The sequence below is a fragment of the Mesoterricola sp. MK458 genome (assembly GCF_055384935.1).
The window spans coordinates 2,628,647-2,645,090 of the sequence record NZ_AP045075.1; the positions used below are offsets into that span (position 1 = coordinate 2,628,647).

The 16,444-nt window shown below is 70.6% G+C and carries 15 protein-coding genes; 6 read left to right on the forward strand and 9 right to left on the reverse strand.

Going from position 1 to position 16,444, the window contains the following annotated elements; translation table 11 throughout:
• Positions 1-597: 597 nt before the first annotated feature.
• From ltrA to ACZ5LB_RS11465, 3 genes are all read right to left on the reverse strand, one after another.
• Positions 598-1,848: a group II intron reverse transcriptase/maturase gene (gene ltrA / locus ACZ5LB_RS11455; RefSeq protein WP_464602178.1), complete on the reverse strand. Its 1,251-nt coding sequence runs from the start codon at positions 1,846-1,848 to the stop codon at positions 598-600.
• 760 nt (positions 1,849-2,608) lie between these two features.
• On the reverse strand, positions 2,609-4,141 hold the full coding sequence (gene lysS, locus ACZ5LB_RS11460; RefSeq protein ID WP_464602353.1) for a lysine--tRNA ligase: 1,533 nt from the start codon (positions 4,139-4,141) through the stop codon (positions 2,609-2,611).
• Positions 4,142-4,195: 54 nt separating this feature from the next.
• Complete coding sequence (locus ACZ5LB_RS11465) at positions 4,196-4,666, reverse strand: hypothetical protein (protein ID WP_464602354.1); 471 nt, start codon at positions 4,664-4,666, stop codon at positions 4,196-4,198.
• 96 nt (positions 4,667-4,762) lie between these two features.
• Between ACZ5LB_RS11465 and ACZ5LB_RS11470 the strand changes: the two genes are divergently transcribed.
• Positions 4,763-4,981 carry a hypothetical protein gene (locus ACZ5LB_RS11470; protein ID WP_464602355.1) on the forward strand — a complete coding sequence of 73 codons (219 nt, stop codon included), beginning with the start codon at positions 4,763-4,765 and terminating at the stop codon, positions 4,979-4,981.
• Here the strand turns inward: ACZ5LB_RS11470 and ACZ5LB_RS11475 are convergent.
• Genes ACZ5LB_RS11475 through ACZ5LB_RS11490 form a run of 4 tightly spaced genes read right to left on the reverse strand, consistent with a single transcriptional unit; the run spans position 4,962 to position 7,417 of the window.
• A complete protein-coding gene (locus tag ACZ5LB_RS11475; protein ID WP_464602356.1) occupies positions 4,962-5,594 on the reverse strand; it encodes a LysE family translocator in 633 nt (210 codons plus the stop codon). The two genes, ACZ5LB_RS11470 and ACZ5LB_RS11475, sit on opposite strands and share 20 nt — an antisense overlap.
• Before the next feature lie 25 nt (positions 5,595-5,619).
• Positions 5,620-6,066 (reverse strand): TPM domain-containing protein, encoded by a 447-nt coding sequence (locus ACZ5LB_RS11480; RefSeq protein ID WP_464602357.1) that lies wholly within the window; start codon positions 6,064-6,066, stop codon positions 5,620-5,622.
• A gap of 16 nt (positions 6,067-6,082) precedes the next feature.
• Complete coding sequence (locus ACZ5LB_RS11485) at positions 6,083-6,802, reverse strand: TPM domain-containing protein (protein ID WP_464602358.1); 720 nt, start codon at positions 6,800-6,802, stop codon at positions 6,083-6,085.
• A gap of 3 nt (positions 6,803-6,805) precedes the next feature.
• Positions 6,806-7,417 (reverse strand): LemA family protein, encoded by a 612-nt coding sequence (locus tag ACZ5LB_RS11490; RefSeq protein WP_464602359.1) that lies wholly within the window; start codon positions 7,415-7,417, stop codon positions 6,806-6,808.
• Between the two features lie 103 nt (positions 7,418-7,520).
• Here ACZ5LB_RS11490 and ACZ5LB_RS11495 point away from each other — a divergent pair, with 103 nt between their 5' ends.
• Positions 7,521-9,113 carry a B12-binding domain-containing radical SAM protein gene (locus ACZ5LB_RS11495; RefSeq protein WP_464602360.1) on the forward strand — a complete coding sequence of 531 codons (1,593 nt, stop codon included), beginning with the start codon at positions 7,521-7,523 and terminating at the stop codon, positions 9,111-9,113.
• Positions 9,114-9,115: 2 nt separating this feature from the next.
• Here ACZ5LB_RS11495 and ACZ5LB_RS11500 read toward each other — a convergent pair whose 3' ends face one another.
• The gene (locus ACZ5LB_RS11500; protein WP_464602361.1) at positions 9,116-10,678 is read right to left on the reverse strand and encodes a serine hydrolase; all 1,563 of its coding nucleotides are present in this window, start codon (positions 10,676-10,678) and stop codon (positions 9,116-9,118) included.
• 31 nt (positions 10,679-10,709) lie between these two features.
• Entirely contained in the window at positions 10,710-11,726 is a 1,017-nt protein-coding gene (gene rsmH, locus ACZ5LB_RS11505) for a 16S rRNA (cytosine(1402)-N(4))-methyltransferase RsmH (protein ID WP_464602362.1), read from the reverse strand.
• 53 nt (positions 11,727-11,779) lie between these two features.
• Between rsmH and ACZ5LB_RS11510 the strand changes: the two genes are divergently transcribed.
• The 4 genes from ACZ5LB_RS11510 to ACZ5LB_RS11525 all read left to right on the forward strand — a co-directional run bounded on the left by ACZ5LB_RS11510 (position 11,780) and on the right by ACZ5LB_RS11525 (position 16,431).
• Positions 11,780-12,547 carry a TrmH family RNA methyltransferase gene (locus tag ACZ5LB_RS11510; RefSeq protein WP_464602363.1) on the forward strand — a complete coding sequence of 256 codons (768 nt, stop codon included), beginning with the start codon at positions 11,780-11,782 and terminating at the stop codon, positions 12,545-12,547.
• Positions 12,544-13,449 carry an RluA family pseudouridine synthase gene (locus tag ACZ5LB_RS11515; RefSeq protein ID WP_464602364.1) on the forward strand — a complete coding sequence of 302 codons (906 nt, stop codon included), beginning with the start codon at positions 12,544-12,546 and terminating at the stop codon, positions 13,447-13,449. The genes ACZ5LB_RS11510 and ACZ5LB_RS11515 overlap by 4 nt, the downstream gene beginning before the upstream one ends.
• Complete coding sequence (locus ACZ5LB_RS11520) at positions 13,446-16,112, forward strand: helicase-related protein (protein ID WP_464602365.1); 2,667 nt, start codon at positions 13,446-13,448, stop codon at positions 16,110-16,112. Before ACZ5LB_RS11515 ends, ACZ5LB_RS11520 begins: the two co-directional genes overlap by 4 nt.
• Positions 16,113-16,254: 142 nt before the next feature.
• Complete coding sequence (locus tag ACZ5LB_RS11525) at positions 16,255-16,431, forward strand: hypothetical protein (RefSeq protein WP_464602366.1); 177 nt, start codon at positions 16,255-16,257, stop codon at positions 16,429-16,431.
• Positions 16,432-16,444 lie beyond the last annotated feature (13 nt).

The window sequence follows — 16,444 nt, forward strand, 5'->3', positions numbered from 1 at the left end:
CCGTGACCGGCGCGCGGCAGGGGGCGCTGGCCCTTCCGCATGCGAGCCTGTGGCGGGCCAGCGCCCCCTGCCTTGAACGGGCCTGGGCTCAGCAACCGGTTCAGATGTCAGGCGGGGGACCTTCCTGGGGGGAGAGGGACCCTCCCGGAAGGGGGTCTGGCACGCACAAGAGCGACCTTGCGTCCTCAAACGTCATCTTCAGGGCATCGCCTTTCTGCATGACCTTCTCCAGAACCCGAGATGCCTCGGGAGTCTGATCGTTCGGGGTATTCGAATAAGCTCTGGCCATTCCTGGCGGGATGCGCTTGCCTCACCGGATTCCGGCATTCGGCGCATCAAGCCCAGGCCCGTCCAAGGCGGGGGGCGCTGGCCCGCCGCAGGCTCGCATGCGGAAGGGCCAGCGCCCCCTGCCGCGCGCCGGTAACGGCGCGGCCCGCGATAGCGGGCAGGGCCTGGGCGGCATGGGTCGGCGCCGAGGATGCGAAGCCACCTCTGCGCAACTCTGCGCCTCGGCGTGCTCGGGTCGGGTAGGCCCGGGGCGTTGCCGCCCCAGACCCCCCTCAGATCCGGACGTGCCCGATTAAGGCATCCGGCTCCTCAGATCACGTGAGTAGCTGCGGGCATGAGCGTCACTGTCCGCTTCAGCCTTGGGGGCGGGAGCGGGAACCGCTTCAACACCTTCTCCATGGCCTCCCAGGTCAGGACTGCCCTTTGGGATCTCCGGCCCAGCCACTTCTTCCAGAGGTGACTCACCTCCCGAGCGAAGTTCCTGATGGATCTGAAGTTCCCCGTAATCCCGTAGTAGTTGTAGTGTCCGATTAGCTTCTGGCGCAGGGTCTTGTGCTGGTCCGAGAGCCGGTTATGCCGGTTCTTCTTCAGCCAGTCCCCTGTGGCCTTGATGGCGCGGCTGAACCGTTTCTTCGAGGTCTTCCGCTTCACCACCCAAGCCCCCTTGAGGGACTTGCCCCAGTAATGGGTGAATCCCAGGAAGTCGAAGTTGCCGGGTCCCCCTCCGGGGTCCCGCGGTTCCTTCGGTTTCCGGAACTCCACCAGCCGGGTCTTGTCCGGGTGGATCCTCAGTCCGAACCTTTCGAAGCGCTTCGGCAGCACCTCCAGGACTCGCCGGGCATCTTCCTCAAGGGCAAAGCCCATCACGAAGTCGTCCGCGTAGCGGACCAGAAAGGCTTGACCCCGCAGACGGGGCTTCACTTCCCGCTCGAACCATACGTCCAGCACTTCGTGGAGGTAGATGTTGGCCAGGGTCGGGGAGATCACACCCCCCTGGGGAGTGCCCGTTTCCGGGTGCGTGATGCATCCTTGGTCGAGAACCCCCGCCTTCAGCCATTTGCCGATCAGACGCTTTACCACTCCGTCCCGCATCCGCTTGTCCAGGATTTCCCGCAGGCAGCCGTGGTCCAGCGTGTCGAAATACTGCCGGATATCCACGTCTAGCAGCCACCCACCGCTCAGGTTCATCGTCTGCTGCCAGATCGCCTGCAGTGCCTGGTGCGCCGACCTCCCGGGCCGGAATCCATACGAGCAGTCCAGAAAGTCCTGCTCATAGAGGGGTTCCAGGAGCATGACCACCGCCCTCTGGAGGACCTTGTCCTCGAAGGTGGGGATGCCCAGAGGACGCTGGGTTCCATCCGCTTTGGGGATGTATACCCTTCGCACCGGAGGGGCCTTGTAGGGGTCGCCGGCTTTGGCTCGGTTCAGCAGGGATTGGAGATTTGCCTCCAGATTCTCCGCGTATTCCTGGGCTGTTTGGCCATCCACCCCTACTGCCCCGTCCTTACGGGTTTGCCGGTAGGCTTCCTGAAGCCATTCGATGTCCATGTGGTGGGACAAGCTGCGAATTGCCGCCTCCGGCATTTGCCGGGACAGTTCCGCTATCCGTTGTTGTTTCGTGCAGACCGAGCTGGGAGTCGATATTCCCATGGTCTTTCCCTCCAACGATTCCGTGATCTGGCAGCCCCTTGGCTCCAGCGGGTCCCTCGGAACGGTTCCCCACCTTCATCGCTACTACGAGCTGCTCCGACTCCCTGCCGCCCTTCCCGCCGCCGTCATTTGGTTCCGGCTGGCGGTACCGCCTTCGCATCCGGTTGTTCGCTCCTGATCGGGTCGGTGCCCCCCGTCCAGGCCAGGGTTGTTTGGATCGTGGCGTCCCCAACCACGGGTCCAGGCGGAAACGACAGGGCCTCCCAGGTTCCTGGGGGACCCCCTGCGGACATGCCCTGCTCTGCGACCCCGGCGGGACCTTTGAGCCAGGCCGTTGCGGCTCTCAGGTGCGGCCTTCCGTTCGTACGAAAACGTCGGCTCCCACGGTAATAAGACTTTCGAGGCTCGATCACACGGCCTATACGCTCGCTGTCTACGCTTCGAAGGGTGGGTCACCCCACCACCACGCAAGACTCGCTTCTGGCTGCTGGCCAGCTTTGCCAGATGGGGTTGGCTACCCATCGGGTCCCATTGCGAGGTTTCAGGTGATTAGGTCATCCGTCCTCCTCGCCCAAGCTTTGCCTGGCGCACCGTACGTGTCCTTTACCCGAAGCTACCGAAGCCTCAAATCGGGCTAGGGAGTGTCCACTATTTTGATCGGGCTAGCGAGCTAGGCCTCGTCCTCGTCCTCGGCACCCTTGGCCATCGGTCGCATGAGGGGAAACAGCAGCACGTCGCGGATGCTGGAGCTGTCGGTCATGAGCATGACGAGCCGGTCCATGCCCACGCCCAGGCCGCCGCAGGGGGGGAACCCGTGCTCCAGGGCCTCGATGAAGTCGTCGTCCAGGAGCATGGCCTCGTCGTTGCCGGCCTCGCGCTCGGCGAGCTGGGCCTGGAAGCGCTCCAGCTGGACGACCGGGTCGTTGAGCTCCGAGTAGGCGTTGGCCAGTTCCATGCCCCCGATGAAGAGCTCGAAGCGGTCCACGAACTGCGCGTCGCCCGGGAGGTTCTTGGTGAGCGGGCTGAGCTCCACGGGGTAGTCCGTGATGAAGGTGGGCTGGATGAGCTCCTTCTCGGCGTGGTGCTCGAAGAGCGCGCCCAGCAGGGCGCCCGGGGTCTGCTTCTCGGCGTCCTCCACGTGGGCTTCCTGGGCCAGGCGCAGGATCTGGGCCGGGTCCTCCAGGAGGGCGCGGTCAAAGCCGCCGAAGTGGGCGGTGGCGTCCTTGAGGGTCATGCGGCGGAAGGGCGTCTGGTAGCTGATGAGGCGCGGATTGCCCTCGGCGTCCACGCCGAAGGGGCGCTCCACGGCGCCCAGGTGTCGGGCCACGGTCTCGAACAGGTTCTCGGTGAGCACCATCACGTCCCGCAGATCCTCGCCCGCCGCGTAGCTCTCCATCATGGTGAACTCAGGGTTGTGGCGCATGGACACGCCCTCGTTGCGGAAGCTCCGGTTGATCTCGAACACCCGCTCGAAGCCGCCGACGATCAGGCGCTTGAGGTAGAGTTCGGGGGCGATGCGCAGGTAGAGGGGGATGTCCAGGGCGTTGTGGTGCGTGACGAAGGGCCGGGCCGTGGCGCCGCCCGGGATGGGCTGCATCATGGGGGTCTCCACCTCCAGGAACCGCTGGCCCTCCATGTAGCTCCGCACCTTGGCGATGATCCGGCTGCGGGTCTGGAAGGTGAGGAGCACGTCGGGGTTGGCCACCAGGTCCAGGTAGCGCCGGCGGTAGCGCACCTCCTTGTCCTGCAGCCCGTGCCACTTCTCGGGCAGGGGCTTGTGGGCCTTGGTGAGGAACTGGATCCGCTGGGCGCGCACGGAGAGCTCGCCCATGCGCGTGCGCATGACCGGGCCGGTGACGGAGATGAAGTCGCCCAGGTCGAGCAGCTTTACCACCTCCCACCCGGGCTCGGCCAGTTCGTTCATGCGGAAGTACACCTGGAGCTTCACGCCCATCTCGGTGATGGTGGCGAAGACGCTCTTGCCCATCTCCCGGATGGCGACCACGCGCCCCATGACGCTGACCACCTTGGCCAGGGCCTCCAGTTCCTCGCCGGAGGTCTTGGCCCCATCCCGGTCGTGGGCCTCCAGGAGCTCCCCGATGCCGTGGGTGCGCTCGGCCTTGCGGGGCCACACGTCCAGCCCCAGGGCCTTGAGCTTTTCCAGCTTCTCGATGCGGACTTGGCGGTACTGGCTTAGCTGCATGCGGTCTCCATTCCTTCCGGGCAAAAAACCAGTTTATCGCGGCCCGGTCCCTTTTCAGCCTTCCGTTGGCACCAGGAGCACCACCCCCAGGCTGGCCCCGCCCAGGCAGGTGGCCGTGAAGGCCCGCCCCCGGAGGGTCAGGGTCCCGGGAGCGGCGGGCCGGTGGTCGGGCCCCGGGGCGGGGATTCCCCTCCAGGCCGCCTCCAGCGACGGATCCCCCCCGAAGACCGGTTCACCGGGTCCGGGCAGGTCCTGCCGGGACCAGCCGGGGGTGGCCTCCATCACCAGTCCCGACACCCGGTCCGCGAAGGCCGCGGGCGCCGCCAGGCCCCGGAAGGCCTCCCGGTACCGCTCGAAGGCGCGCCGGGCGTCCAGGTCCCGGGCCTCCATCTCGTCCTCCAGGCGGATCTTGGCCCTCCAGTAGCGGTGGGCGAGCACCGTGGCCAGGAAGAGGGCGGCCACCAGGAGGAGGACGCCGCCATCCACCTTGTGGGGCCAGGGGGGCAGCAGGATCAGGAACGCCATGGGGGCCTCGGGGTCAAGCCCCCAGTATAGTCCGTCTCCTTTCGTGGCCCCGCCGCGGCGACCCGTGCCAAGATACCTCCCCGGGAGGCGGCCGTGATGGACACCCTCTACCTGATCCTCGTCGTCATCGCCTTCTTCGGGCTCGTGCTCCACGCCATCCACCGGGAGGAACGCCGCAAGGACGACCGGCGGAAGGAGGACCTCCCCGTGGCCGTGGAGCGCCGCAAGGGCGACCGCCGCGGCAACTCCATCCTCGCCTACGTCGCCTGGGGCCTGCGCTCCTGGCGGGACCGGCTCAACCGAGGACGGCCCTGAACAGGACCACGGCCGCGGCGATCACCAGCAGCGCGCCCATGGCCTTGATGAACCATTCCACCGTCGCGGGGCTCCACCGGCCCTTGAACCTGCGCACCAGCCAGAGCAGCGTGGAGAACCAGGCCACGATGCCCAGGAACACCGACAGGGCGAAGGGCACCGCCCGTTCCGGGGAGAGGGTGACCAGGCCCGTGGTGTGGAGGGCCGCCAGGGCGGCGGTCCAGGTGACCAGCAGCGTGGGATTCAGGGCGGTGAGCAGGAAGCCCCCCAGGAGGCTGCGCTTGGTGCCCTTCCGCCGTTCGGGCTGGCCCGGCGGGAGCCCGGGCTTGGGCTTGTGCAGCAGCAGGACGATGCCCAGGGCCAGGCACAGCACCGCGCCCACGATCCGGCTGGCGGGGAGGACGTGGGGGAAGCGGTCCAGCACGGTGCTGAGCCCCCAGAAGGCGGCCAGGGAATAGAACCCCTCCGCCGCGGCCCCGCCGATGGCCACGTAGCGGGCATGGCGCGCGTCGTGGTTGAGCCCCAGCCGCAGCACCAGCAGGGCGATGGGTCCCGCCACCGGCATCGAGCCGATGAATCCGAAGGCGAACCCGACGAGGATGGCGACCACCATGGGAAAAATATACCGTGTACGGGTCCTACCGGAAGTCCACGTCGTCCGGCAACTCGTTCGAGTCCGCGTCGCCCGCCCAGGGGAAGTGCTCGGCCAGGCGCTCCCCCACCAGGTGGATGGCGTCCACCAGCCCTTCGGTGAAGGCGCCCCGGGCGAACCGCGTGGCCATGCACGCGGCCACGTCGTCCCAGAAGGCCTGCCCCACCCGGGCATGAATGCCGGCGTCCCCCAGCACCACGAACCGCCTGCGGCTGGGCACCACGAAGATGAGCACGCCGTTCCGGTCGGCGGTGGCGGCCATGCGGAGCCGGTCGAAGGCCCTGGCGGCGGCCTTTTCCGCGTCGCCCCAGAAGAACCGGGACACCGACACCCGGATCTCGCCGGAGGAGGCGCGCTCCGCCTCCCGGATGGCCTCCATGACCTTCCCCGCGTCCACGCACTGCCTCAGGCGCCTGCGGCTCATGCCCCACATGACGGACCTCCGCGTTTCACCATGACCCCGACGCCCCCCCGCCGCCGGAACGCCCTCCGCCGCCGGAGAACCCGCCGCCCCCGCCGCCGCCTCCGCCGCCCCGGCCCGAGGTGAGGATGTCCAGCAGGAGGTAGATGGCCATGGACGGGTGGGTGACAAGCAGCCCCAGGAAGGCCAGCGCCACGAGCCCGAGCAGGATCTTCGTGCCCAGGCCCAGCGAGGCGAAGTCGAAGCCGGCCCCCTGGCCCCGGGTGGGTCGGGCCGCCGCCTTGTCACCCCCGACGACCTTTAGGGTGCGGTCCACCCCCGCCGTGAGGGCCTTGTCGGGATCTCCGGCCTTCAGCGCCGGGAGGATGGTCTCCTGGATGATTCGGAAGGCCACCGCGTCGGGCACCTGGCCCTCCAGCCCGTAGCCCACCTCCATGCGCACCTTGCGGTCGGCCACCAGCACGAACAGCACGAGGCCGTCGTCCAGGCCCTTGCGGCCCACCTTCCAGGCCGCGAAGGCCTTGACGGTCCAGTCCTCCAGGGGATCCCCGCCGGTGGTGTCGCCGATCCACACCAGCACCTGGTGGCCCGTGCCCCGCTCATAGGCTTCCAGCCGCCGGTCCAGGGTTGTGCGCGCCGCCGGCGAAAGGAGGCCGGGGCCGTCGGTCACCCAGCGGGTGGGGGCCGGCGGGGGCGCGGCCCCGAGGATCCCCGCCAGGAGGCAGAGCAGGACCAGGAGCCGCCGCATGAACTAGAAGGCGACCTTGGGCGCCGTGTCGGAGCCGGCCTGGGCCTTGAAGTAGGCCCGGTCCCGGAACCGGTCGCCGAAGAACCCGGCGATGAGCACGGTGGGGAAGCTGTTGCGCCGGGTGTTGAAGGCCTGGGCGGCCTGGTTGAAGCGCATGCGCTCGACCGCGATGCGGTTCTCGGTGCCCTCGAGCTGGGCCTGGAGCTCCCTGAAGTTCTGGGTGGCCTTGAGGTCGGGGTACTTCTCCACGACGACCATGAGCCGCGAGAGCGCCGAGCCCAGGCCCTCCTGGGCCTTCTGGAACGAGGCCATGGCCTCGGGGGTGGCCGGGGCCTTGCCGCCCAGGTTGATCTGGCCCACCTTCGCGCGGGCCTCGGTGACGGCCGTGAAGGTGTCCTTCTCGAAGGCGGCGGCGCCCTTCACCGTGGCCACGAGGTTGGGGACCAGGTCGGCGCGGCGCTGGTAGACGTTCTCCACCTGCCCCCACTGGGCGTCCACGCCCTGGCTCAGGCCGTTGAGCGAGTTGTAGGATCCCACGGCGCCCAGCCCGAGGATCACGATGAACAGCACCAGGATTCCCCCGCACCCCAAAGCGATCTTTGCGCCCAAGCCCATGTGGCCTCCAATGAATGCCCAGCAAGCATACCCGCTTTGCCCCATTCCCGCGCCACCCGCCTATGATGCAGATAGGGGGCGCGCACGTATGGATCTGGTTCTGGTGGCCATACATCTGGAAGCCTCGGCCCGGGCGGTGCCCCTGGGTCCGGCCATGCTCGCCTCCGTGGTGCGGCGTTCCTTCGGGGCCGAGGTGGCCGTGCGCGTGCAGGACCTGTACCTCGAGCAGGCTCCCGAAGCCTGCGCCGACCGGATCCTGGCGGACGTCCCCCGGTGGGTGGGGTTCTCGATGTACCTCTGGAACCGCGATCTGTCGCTGGCCGTGGCCCGGATCCTCCGGGCGCGCCGGCCGGACCTGGTGATCTTCGCGGGCGGTTCGGAGGCCACCGCGGACCCCGGGGGCGTCCTGGCCGACCCCGCCATCGACCTGGTGCTCCCGGGCGAGGGCGAGGACCTCATCCTGGCTGCCGTCAAGCACCTGCTCCGGGGCCTGGACCCCCGCGCCCTCCAGGCCACCCTCCGCCCCGCCCCGGTGGCCGACCTCGCCGCGCTGCCCAGCCCCTACCTGGACGGGACCCTGGACCCGTCGGCCTACCCGGGGCAGCTGTGGGAGCTGAGCCGCGGGTGCCCCTTCAAGTGCGATTTCTGTTTCGAGTCCCGGGGCGGCTCGGGCATCCGGCGCATCCCCATGGACCGGGTGGAGGCCGAGCTGCGCCTGTTCGAGGCCAAGGGCGTCAGCCAGGTCTTCGTGCTGGACCCCACCTTCAACTTCGACCGCGCCCGGGCCAAGGAGGTCCTGCGCCTCATCGCCGCCCAGGCGCCGGCCATCCACTTCTTCTTCGAGATCCGGTCCGAGTTCATCGACCGCGAGCTGGCCGGACTCTTCGCGTCCATCCGCTGCACCCTCCAGATCGGACTGCAGAGCGCCCACGACGCCGTGCTGCGCAACATCAACCGCCACATCGATCCCGATGCGTTCGAGAGCCGCGTCCTCCTGCTGCACCGCGCCGGCGCCACCTACGGCTTCGACCTCATCTACGGCCTGCCCGGCGACGACCTGGAGGGCTTCAAGGCCAGCCTCGACTATGCCCTGGGCATGGCGCCCAACCACCTGGACATCTTCCGGCTGGCGGTGCTCCCCGGCACCCGGCTCTTCGACACGGCGGCCTCCTTCGGCCTGGAGCACCAGGCCGCCAACCCCTACCTGGTCACCGCCTCCCCGGGCTTTCCGCCGGAGGACCTCGCCCAGGCCGAGCGCATCGCCCGCGCCTGCGACCTCTTCTACAACGACGGGAAGGCCGTGCCGTGGTTCGCCATCGTCCAGGGCGCCCTGGGGCTGGAACCCTCGGAGCTGTACCGCCGCTTCGCCGACCATCCCGGCTCAGGCGACGTCATCACCCTTCAACGGGACTTCGTCACCGCCCAGTTCCAGGCCCTGGGCCTGGAGGCCCAGGGGGCGGTGGCCGCCGACCTCATCACCTGGTTCGGACTCTCGGCCCGGCTCGCGGACGCCGAGGCGCGCCGGGAGCCTCTGGCCGGGCCATGCACCGGGTTCTTCACCCACGACCCCGCCCTCCTCCTGGAGCAGTTGGCCGCCGGCATCACCGAACTGGAGGACCTGTCCTTCGTCCTGCCCCCCGACCCCGGGGAGCGGGTGCTCCATTACCGGGACGGCGAGGTCTGCCTCGCCCCCTGAACCTACCAGCGCTCCGGAGCCCCCGGCGCCACGGGGGCCAGGGCCAGGTCGTGGAAGTCGAAGCTGAAATCCGTGGACTGCGAGACGGCCTTCATGGCCACCCGGGCCACCTTGCCGGCGGGGTCCAGCGAGAAGGTCACGTAGGCGTCGGCATTCAAGGTGCGGTCCCGCCACCTCGCCACGAAGGTGTCGTACTGCCAGTGCTCCAGCGTGCCCGCCAGCCCCGGCGTGTGGGTGAACCGGATGGCCAGCTTCCCGCCGGCGGCCTCCACCAGGACGTCGCCGTACCAGGGGTCCCGGTAGCGGCCCGCGTAGGCCTCCAGGGGCAGGGAGGGCCGGGAGGCGGCGTTGCGGCTCCCGGCGGCCTTGGCGACTTCTTCATCGGCCTTGGCCTTCTGGGAGGCCCGCACCTCCTGGTAGGCCCCCACCCAGTCCTTGGGCGGCGCCCCCAGGTAGTGGTCCAGCACCGTGTTCGTGATGGACCGGAAGGCGGCGCCCTCCTCCTGGTTGGTGAGGACGATGATCCCCAGGTTGCGTTCCGGGACCATGCTCACTTCGGTGACCATGCCCTGGAGCCCTCCGGTGTGGGACACCAGCAGGTGCCCGCGGTAGTTCCGCACCTCCTCGCCCATGGCGTAGGCCACGAAGTCCGACCGGCTCTCGGCGAGGGCCGCGGGGGGCTCCCGGTGGGGAATCAAGGTCAAGGGCGTGAAGAGGTCCCGGGCGCGCTTCTCGCTGAACAGGCGCTTGCCGCCGCCCAGGTCCCCCTTGGCCAGCAGCACGCGCACCCAGCGCGCCATGTCCTCGGCGGAGGCCACGATGGCGCCGGCGGGGGCGCTGTTGTCCATGACCTCGCCGGCCACCGGCACGAGCCGGTCGCCGTCCATGGCGTGCGCGGCGGCAACGTCCTCCCCCAGGGCCACGTCCCGGATGCTGGTGCGGCTGGAGGCCATGCCCAGGGGCCCGAAGAACCGCTCCCGGATGAACTCCGCCCAGGGCTTGCCGGAGACGGCGCGAAGCACTTCGCCCGCCACCGTGTAGAGGATGTTGTCGTAGGCGTAGGCGCTGCGGAAGCTCGTGGCCAGGGGAACGTGGCGGAGGCGGTGCACGATCTCGGCGGAGGTGAGGTCCGACGGGGGGAAGAACATCAGGTCCCCGGCGCCCAGGCCCAGCCCGCTGCGGTGGCAGAGCAGGTCCCGGATGCGCATCTCCCGCGTGACGTACGGGTCGCTCATCTGGAATCCCGGCAGGCGGTCCACGACCCGGTCGTCCCAGGCGAGCCGGCCCTCGTCCACCAGCATGGCCAGGGCCGCCGCGGTGAAGACCTTCGTGTTGGAGGCGATGGCGAAGCGGGTGCCCGGGGTCACGGGGGCCGGGTCGCCCAGCTTGCGCACGCCGTAGCCCTTGGCCATCACCACCTTGCCGTCCTTCACCACCGCGACCGCGATGCCGGGCACGTGGAAGGCCGCGCGGGTGCGCTCCACGGCGCGGTCGATGTCCGCCTGGGCGGCCAGGGGGAGGGCGAGGATCAGCGCCGGTAGGATCCGGTGGAAAGGAATGGCCATGGCGGGCTCCGAAGGAGGTCCACCCAGGGTACTACGCCCGGACCGCCCAACGCAGCTTGGCCGACGTGGACCGGGGATTGTCGTGGCGCTCCTGGAACGAGGGCCGGATGGGTTCCGGGGCGACGTCCCGGTAGACGCCGGTCCTGTGGCCTTCCAGGAAGGCCTTCTTCACGCGGCGGTCCTCGCCCGAATGGAAGGTGAGGATGGCCACGCGCCCGCCGGGCTTGAGGGCCATGGGCAGGAGCGCCAGGAACTGGTCCAGCACCTTGAGCTCGTCGTTCACGGCGATGCGCAGGGCCTGGAAGGTGCGCTGGAGGCTGGCCCGGGCCTCGTCCTCGGGCAGGACGCCCCGCACCAGGCGCGCCAGCTGCGTGGTGGTGGCCACCTCCTGTCCGTGCAGGGCCGCGGCGATGGCCCCGGCGTGGGGCTCGTCGGAATTCTCCACCAGCAGGGCCTCCAGGTCCTCCCGGGCGAGGGCCTTGAGCAGGGCCGCGGCGGACCGGCCCTTGTGGGGGTTGAGCCGCAGGTCCAGGGGCCCGTCGCTCTTGTAGGTGAAACCCCGGGCGGGGTTGTCGATCTGCATGCTGGAGACGCCCAGGTCCGCCAGGACGAAATCCAGGCCCCCGCCGGTTTCCGGCAGGAGCGAAGGGAGCCCGGCGAAGTTCATGCGCCGGACCACCAGCTGGTCCTCCCCGAAGCCCAGGGCCCGCAGGCGGGCCTCGGTGCGGGGCAGTTCCAGCGGGTCCACGTCCACCCCGAAGAGCCGGCCCCCGGGGCTGATGCGGGCCAGGAGCTCCCGGGCGTGCCCGCCGTAGCCCAGGGTGGCGTCCAGGCCCACCTCGCCGGGCCGCGGGGCGAGGCACTCCAGGATCTCCGCGACGCAGATGGGCCGGTGGGTGCCGGCCGGCGTCTGGCCGCGGTCCATGACCTTGCGGAGTTCCTCGGCATGGAGGTCCGGGTTCAATTCCTTGTACTTCTCCTCGAACCGCCTGGGGTGGGTGCCCTTGTAGCGGACGCGTCGTCTTCTCGGGGGAGGGGCCTCGGTCATCCCTAGATTCTGGACCAGGACGGGCCCTCCCGGGGAACCGCTATGATGAAGCCATGAGCCTTCCCGACCCCTGGCCCCTTTTCCAGGACCTCCGCTTCGCCGGCCAGCGCAACCACCCCCGTGGCGCCTGCTTCGTGGCCGAGGGCCGCATCCTCGTGGAGGACCTCCTGGCCTGGGGCCGCGCCGGCCGGGTGGAGGTGGTGGCCGTGCTGGCCGAGACCGCGTCGGCCGACGCGGTGCGCCCGCTGCTGCCCATGGGCGCCGAACTCATCGTGGCCACCCCCGCGGAGGTGGAGGCCCTGGCGGGGTTCCCCTTCCACCGGGGCCTCATGGCCGCGGCCCGGGTGCCCGATCCCCCCGGGGAGGACCGCCTGCGGGCCTGCCGGCGCCTGCTGGTCCTGCCCGCACTCTCCGACGCCGAGAACCTGGGCCAGGTGCTTCGCACCGCGGCGGCCCTGGGCCTGGACGGGGTCCTCCTGGGACCCGGCCCCGACCCCTTCAGCCGCCGCGTCATCCGGGTGTCCATGGGAACGGCCTGGAAGCTCCCCGTCTGGCGCCGGGACGACGTCTGGGAGGCCCTGGAGGGCTGGAAGGCCGAAGGCGGCGAGGTGGTCGCCGCGGCCCTGGGGGGCGAGGACGTGCGGGCCTGGCGCCCCGCGGACCGCACCGCCCTGGTCCTGGGCCCCGAGGGTCCGGGCCTGTCGGCCGCGGATCTGGCCCGGTGCGGGCGCCGGGTGGGCATCGCCATGGCCCCGGGCGTCGACAGCCTCAACGTCGCCGCCGCCGGGGCCATCCTCATGCACCGCATGGTGGGCCCGTGACGGTGAACGCCGGATTCTGCTACCGGGAGCGGGTGCGTCAGGGCGGCCTCACGGTCCTGGAGCACTACGTGCGGAACCACCCCCACTCCACCCCCGAATGCTGGCGCGCACGCATCGAGGCGGGGGAGGTGGAACTGGACGGCCACCTTCCCGATCCCGCCGCCCCCCTCGCCCCGGGCCAGGAGCTGGCCTGGCACCGCCCCCCCTGGGAGGAGCCGGAGGTGGACACCACCCTGCGCGTGATCCACGAGGACGCCGCCCTCCTCGTCGTGGCGAAGCCCTCCGGCCTTCCCACCCTGCCAGGAGGCGGGTTCCTGGAGAACACGCTCCTGGCCCTGGCGCGGGCCCGCTGCCCCGGGTGCAGCCCCATGCACCGCCTGGGCCGGGGCACCTCGGGACTCGTGCTCTTCGCCCGCACCCCGGAGGCCGGCGCGGCGCTGCAGGCCGCCTGGCGGGAGCACCGCGTCGAGAAGCGGTACCGCGCCCTGGCCGCGGGGGACCCGGGCTGGGATGAGCTGGACATCCGCACCCCCATCGGCCCCGTGCCCCACCCCTGGCTGGGGACGATCTTCGCCGCCAGCCCCGCAGGCAAGGCGTCGCGAAGCGTCGCCCGGGTCCTGGAACGGCGCGAGGACGCCACCCTCGTGGAGGTGGACCTCCACACCGGGCGCCCCCACCAGATCCGCATCCACCTGGCCTCCGTGGGCCACCCGCTGGAGGGCGACCCCCTCTACGGCCCCGGGGGCCTGCCCCGGGAGGACCTGGTGGCCGTGCCGGGGGACCTGGGCTACCTCCTGCACGCCGAGCGCCTCGCCTTCGCGCACCCCGTCACGGGCCTGGCCCTGGACCTCCGGGCCGAGCCGCCGGAACCCCTTCGCATGCGCAGCGGGCCCACCCCATGACGCCGGCCTTCCTCCCCGGCCAGCGCTGGATCAGCCAGACCGAGCCCGACCTGGGCCTGGGCACCGTGCGCCAGGCCTCGGGCCGCACGGTCACGGTGCACTTCGGCGCCTCGGACGAGACACGGGAGTACGCCCGCGAACACGCCCCCCTGCGCCGGGTGGCGTTCCAGCCCGGGGACACGGTGCGCGACCGCCTGGACCGGACCCTGAAGGTGGAAGCCGTGGCCGAGAGGGCCGGCCTCCTGGTGTACCTGGGCGGAGGCCGGGAGCTGCCCGAGGCCGACCTGGAGGACCGCCTGGCCTTCAGCGACCCCCTCCAGCGCCTCCTGGCCGGAAGCCTGGAAGGTCCCGAAGCCTTCGCCCTGCGGGTCGCCGCCCTGGGGCACCAGCACCGCATGCGCCGGTCCCCGTCGCGCGGGTTCGCCGGGGGGCGCATCCAGCTGATCCCCCACCAGCTCCACATCGCCTCCGAAGTGACGGCGCGCCTTTCGCCGCGGGTGCTCCTGGCCGACGAGGTGGGCCTGGGCAAGACCATCGAGGCCTGCCTGATCCTTCACCGCCTGCTGCTCACGGGCCGCGCCGCGCGGGTCCTGATCCTCCTGCCGGACTCGCTGGTCCACCAGTGGTTCCTGGAGCTGTACCGGCGCTTCAACCTCTGGTTCCACATCTACGACGAGGCGCGCTGCGTGGCCCTGGAGGCCGGGGGCGCCAACCCCTTCCTGGACGACCAGCTGGTGCTGTGCGGCCTGGGGCTGCTCACCGGCAGCCCGGACCGGGCCCGGCAGGCCCTGGAGGCGGGCTGGGACCTGCTGGTGGTGGACGAGGCGCACCACCTCGAGGGCGCCTCCTACGGGGTCGTGGAAGCCCTGGGGGCCGCCGTCCCGGGGCTCCTGCTCCTCACCGCCACCCCGGAGCAGCTGGGCGTCCCGGGCCACTTCGCGCGGCTGCGGCTCCTGGACCCGGACCGCTTCCACGACCTGGACGCCTACCTGCGCGAGGCCGCGGACTACCGCGCCATCGCCGACCTGGCCGCGGGCCTCCTGGCCCCCGGCCCCCTGCCCCCGGCCCTGGCGACGGACCTCACCGCCCTTCTGGGAGCGGACCTGGGCTCGCGCCTGGAGCACGCCCGCGCCGAGGCCCTGGATGCCCTCCTGGACCGCCACGGCACCGGCCGCGTGATGTTCCGCAACACCCGCGCCGCCGTGGAGGGCTTCCCGGGCCGCGTCGTGCACATGGCCCCCCTGGCCCCCGCCCCCCGCGATCCTCGCCTGGACTGGCTGGCGGACCTCCTGCGCACCCTCCCCGACAAGATCCTGCTCATCTGCTCAACCCGGGCCCAGGCCGAGGCCGTCCACCAGGCCCTGAAGCTCCGCGTGCAGGTGAAGATGGCCGTCTTCCACGAGGGCCTCACCCTGGTGCAGCGGGACCGCAACGCCGCCTGGTTCGCCGAGCCCCAGGGGGCGCGGCTCCTCCTGTGCTCCGAGATCGGCAGCGAGGGCCGGAACTTCCAGTTCGCCCATCACCTCGTCCTCTACGACCTCCCCCTGGACCCCGACCTGCTGGAACAGCGCATCGGGCGCCTGGACCGCATCGGCCAGACCCGGGACGTGGAGATCCACGTCCCCTACCCCACGGGCGGCGCCCACGAGGTGCTGGCGCGCTGGTACCACGAGGGCCTGGACGCCTTCCGCTCGCACCTCCACGGCGGACGGGAGCTCCTGGAACGCTTCCGGGACCGCCTGGCCCGGCCCGGCGATGTGGAGGCGCTGGTGGAGGCCGCCCGCGCCGCCCGGGAGGAACTCAGGGACCGCCTGGAGCGGGGCCGGGACCGGCTGCTGGAGCTGAACTCGTTCCGCCCCGCGGCCTGCGCGGACCTGGTGGCCGAACTCCGGCGCCAGGACGAGGACCGCACCCTGGAAGACTTCCTGCTCACGGTGTTCGAGCACCTCCCCGTGGACGTGGAGGACCTGGGTCCCCGCACCTACCAGCTGGGCTCCATGGGCGTCCTGGCCGAGACCCTGCCCGGCCTCGACGCCGACGGCCTCACCGTCACCTTCGACCGGGCGCGGGCCCTGGCGCGGGAGGACCTGCAGTTCCTCACCTGGGACCACCCCCTGGCGCGCGGGGCCCTGGACCTCCTGCTGGGTGGCGCCCGGGGCTCCACCTGCTTCAGCCGGTGGCCGGATCCCAAGGGCCAGGGCCTCTACCTGGAAGCCGTCTACGTCCTGGCCTGCGCCGCCCCGCCCCACCTCCACGTGGACCGCTTCCTGCCCCCCACACCCTTGCGCGTGGTGGTGGACGCCCAGGGCCGCGACCTCACCCGGACCCTCCCCCGTGCCCTGCTGGCCCGCAGCGCGAAGTCCGTCCCCGGGCATGGCCTCCTGTCCCGGCCCGAGGTGCGCCAGGACCTGCTCCCGCGCATGCTGGCCCAGGCCGGCCGATGGGTCGAAAGCCGGGCGCCAGGCCTCCTGGCCAAGGCCCGGGAGAACATGGCAGCCCAGTTGGACGGCGAATATGGGCGGTTGCAGGCCCTGCGCCGGGTGAACGCCGGCGTCGGCGAGGAGGACCTGGCCCGTCTCCTCGAGCAGAAGACGGCCCTGGACACTCACCTGCGGGAAGCCCGGCTCCGGCTGGACGCGATCCACGTGGTCCACCGGGGCTGAGGCCTTCGCTGAATTGATTTATTTTTTATCAAAATGTGATCCCAGTCCTTGATAACAACAAATAAAATCTATCTTGACGGGGAGGCTATTTTATTGTTTATTTATCTTACTGGGTTTGAAGAGCACCTTTTGAGGCCCGCCCGTGCACGTCCGTTTTCTCCTCTCCCTTCTCGGCATCTTCGCCTTGTCCGGCGGCAAAGACATCCGCTCGGATTCCGCCCCGGCGGGGTTGGACGATCCCGCGAACCAGGTGGTGACCCGGTGGATCGACGGCAGCCGGCCCACCGTCGCCCAGACGAACCAGCCTGGACTCTTCTGAGGCCTCCTGGGAT

What these genes read in the sequence shown, in the direction of transcription:
- lysS (WP_464602353.1), bottom strand. Translation starts at nt 4,141, where the DNA reads ATGCAGCTAAGCCAGTACCGCCAAGTCCGCATCGAGAAGCTGGAAAAG.
- ACZ5LB_RS11465 (WP_464602354.1), bottom strand. Translation starts at nt 4,666, where the DNA reads ATGGCGTTCCTGATCCTGCTGCCCCCCTGGCCCCACAAGGTGGATGGC.
- ACZ5LB_RS11470 (WP_464602355.1), top strand. Translation starts at nt 4,763, where the DNA reads ATGGACACCCTCTACCTGATCCTCGTCGTCATCGCCTTCTTCGGGCTC.
- ACZ5LB_RS11475 (WP_464602356.1), bottom strand. Translation starts at nt 5,594, where the DNA reads ATGGTGGTCGCCATCCTCGTCGGGTTCGCCTTCGGATTCATCGGCTCG.
- ACZ5LB_RS11480 (WP_464602357.1), bottom strand. Translation starts at nt 6,066, where the DNA reads ATGTGGGGCATGAGCCGCAGGCGCCTGAGGCAGTGCGTGGACGCGGGG.
- ACZ5LB_RS11485 (WP_464602358.1), bottom strand. Translation starts at nt 6,802, where the DNA reads ATGCGGCGGCTCCTGGTCCTGCTCTGCCTCCTGGCGGGGATCCTCGGG.
- ACZ5LB_RS11490 (WP_464602359.1), bottom strand. Translation starts at nt 7,417, where the DNA reads ATGGGCTTGGGCGCAAAGATCGCTTTGGGGTGCGGGGGAATCCTGGTG.
- ACZ5LB_RS11500 (WP_464602361.1), bottom strand. Translation starts at nt 10,678, where the DNA reads ATGGCCATTCCTTTCCACCGGATCCTACCGGCGCTGATCCTCGCCCTC.
- rsmH (WP_464602362.1), bottom strand. Translation starts at nt 11,726, where the DNA reads ATGACCGAGGCCCCTCCCCCGAGAAGACGACGCGTCCGCTACAAGGGC.
- ACZ5LB_RS11510 (WP_464602363.1), top strand. Translation starts at nt 11,780, where the DNA reads ATGAGCCTTCCCGACCCCTGGCCCCTTTTCCAGGACCTCCGCTTCGCC.
- ACZ5LB_RS11520 (WP_464602365.1), top strand. Translation starts at nt 13,446, where the DNA reads ATGACGCCGGCCTTCCTCCCCGGCCAGCGCTGGATCAGCCAGACCGAG.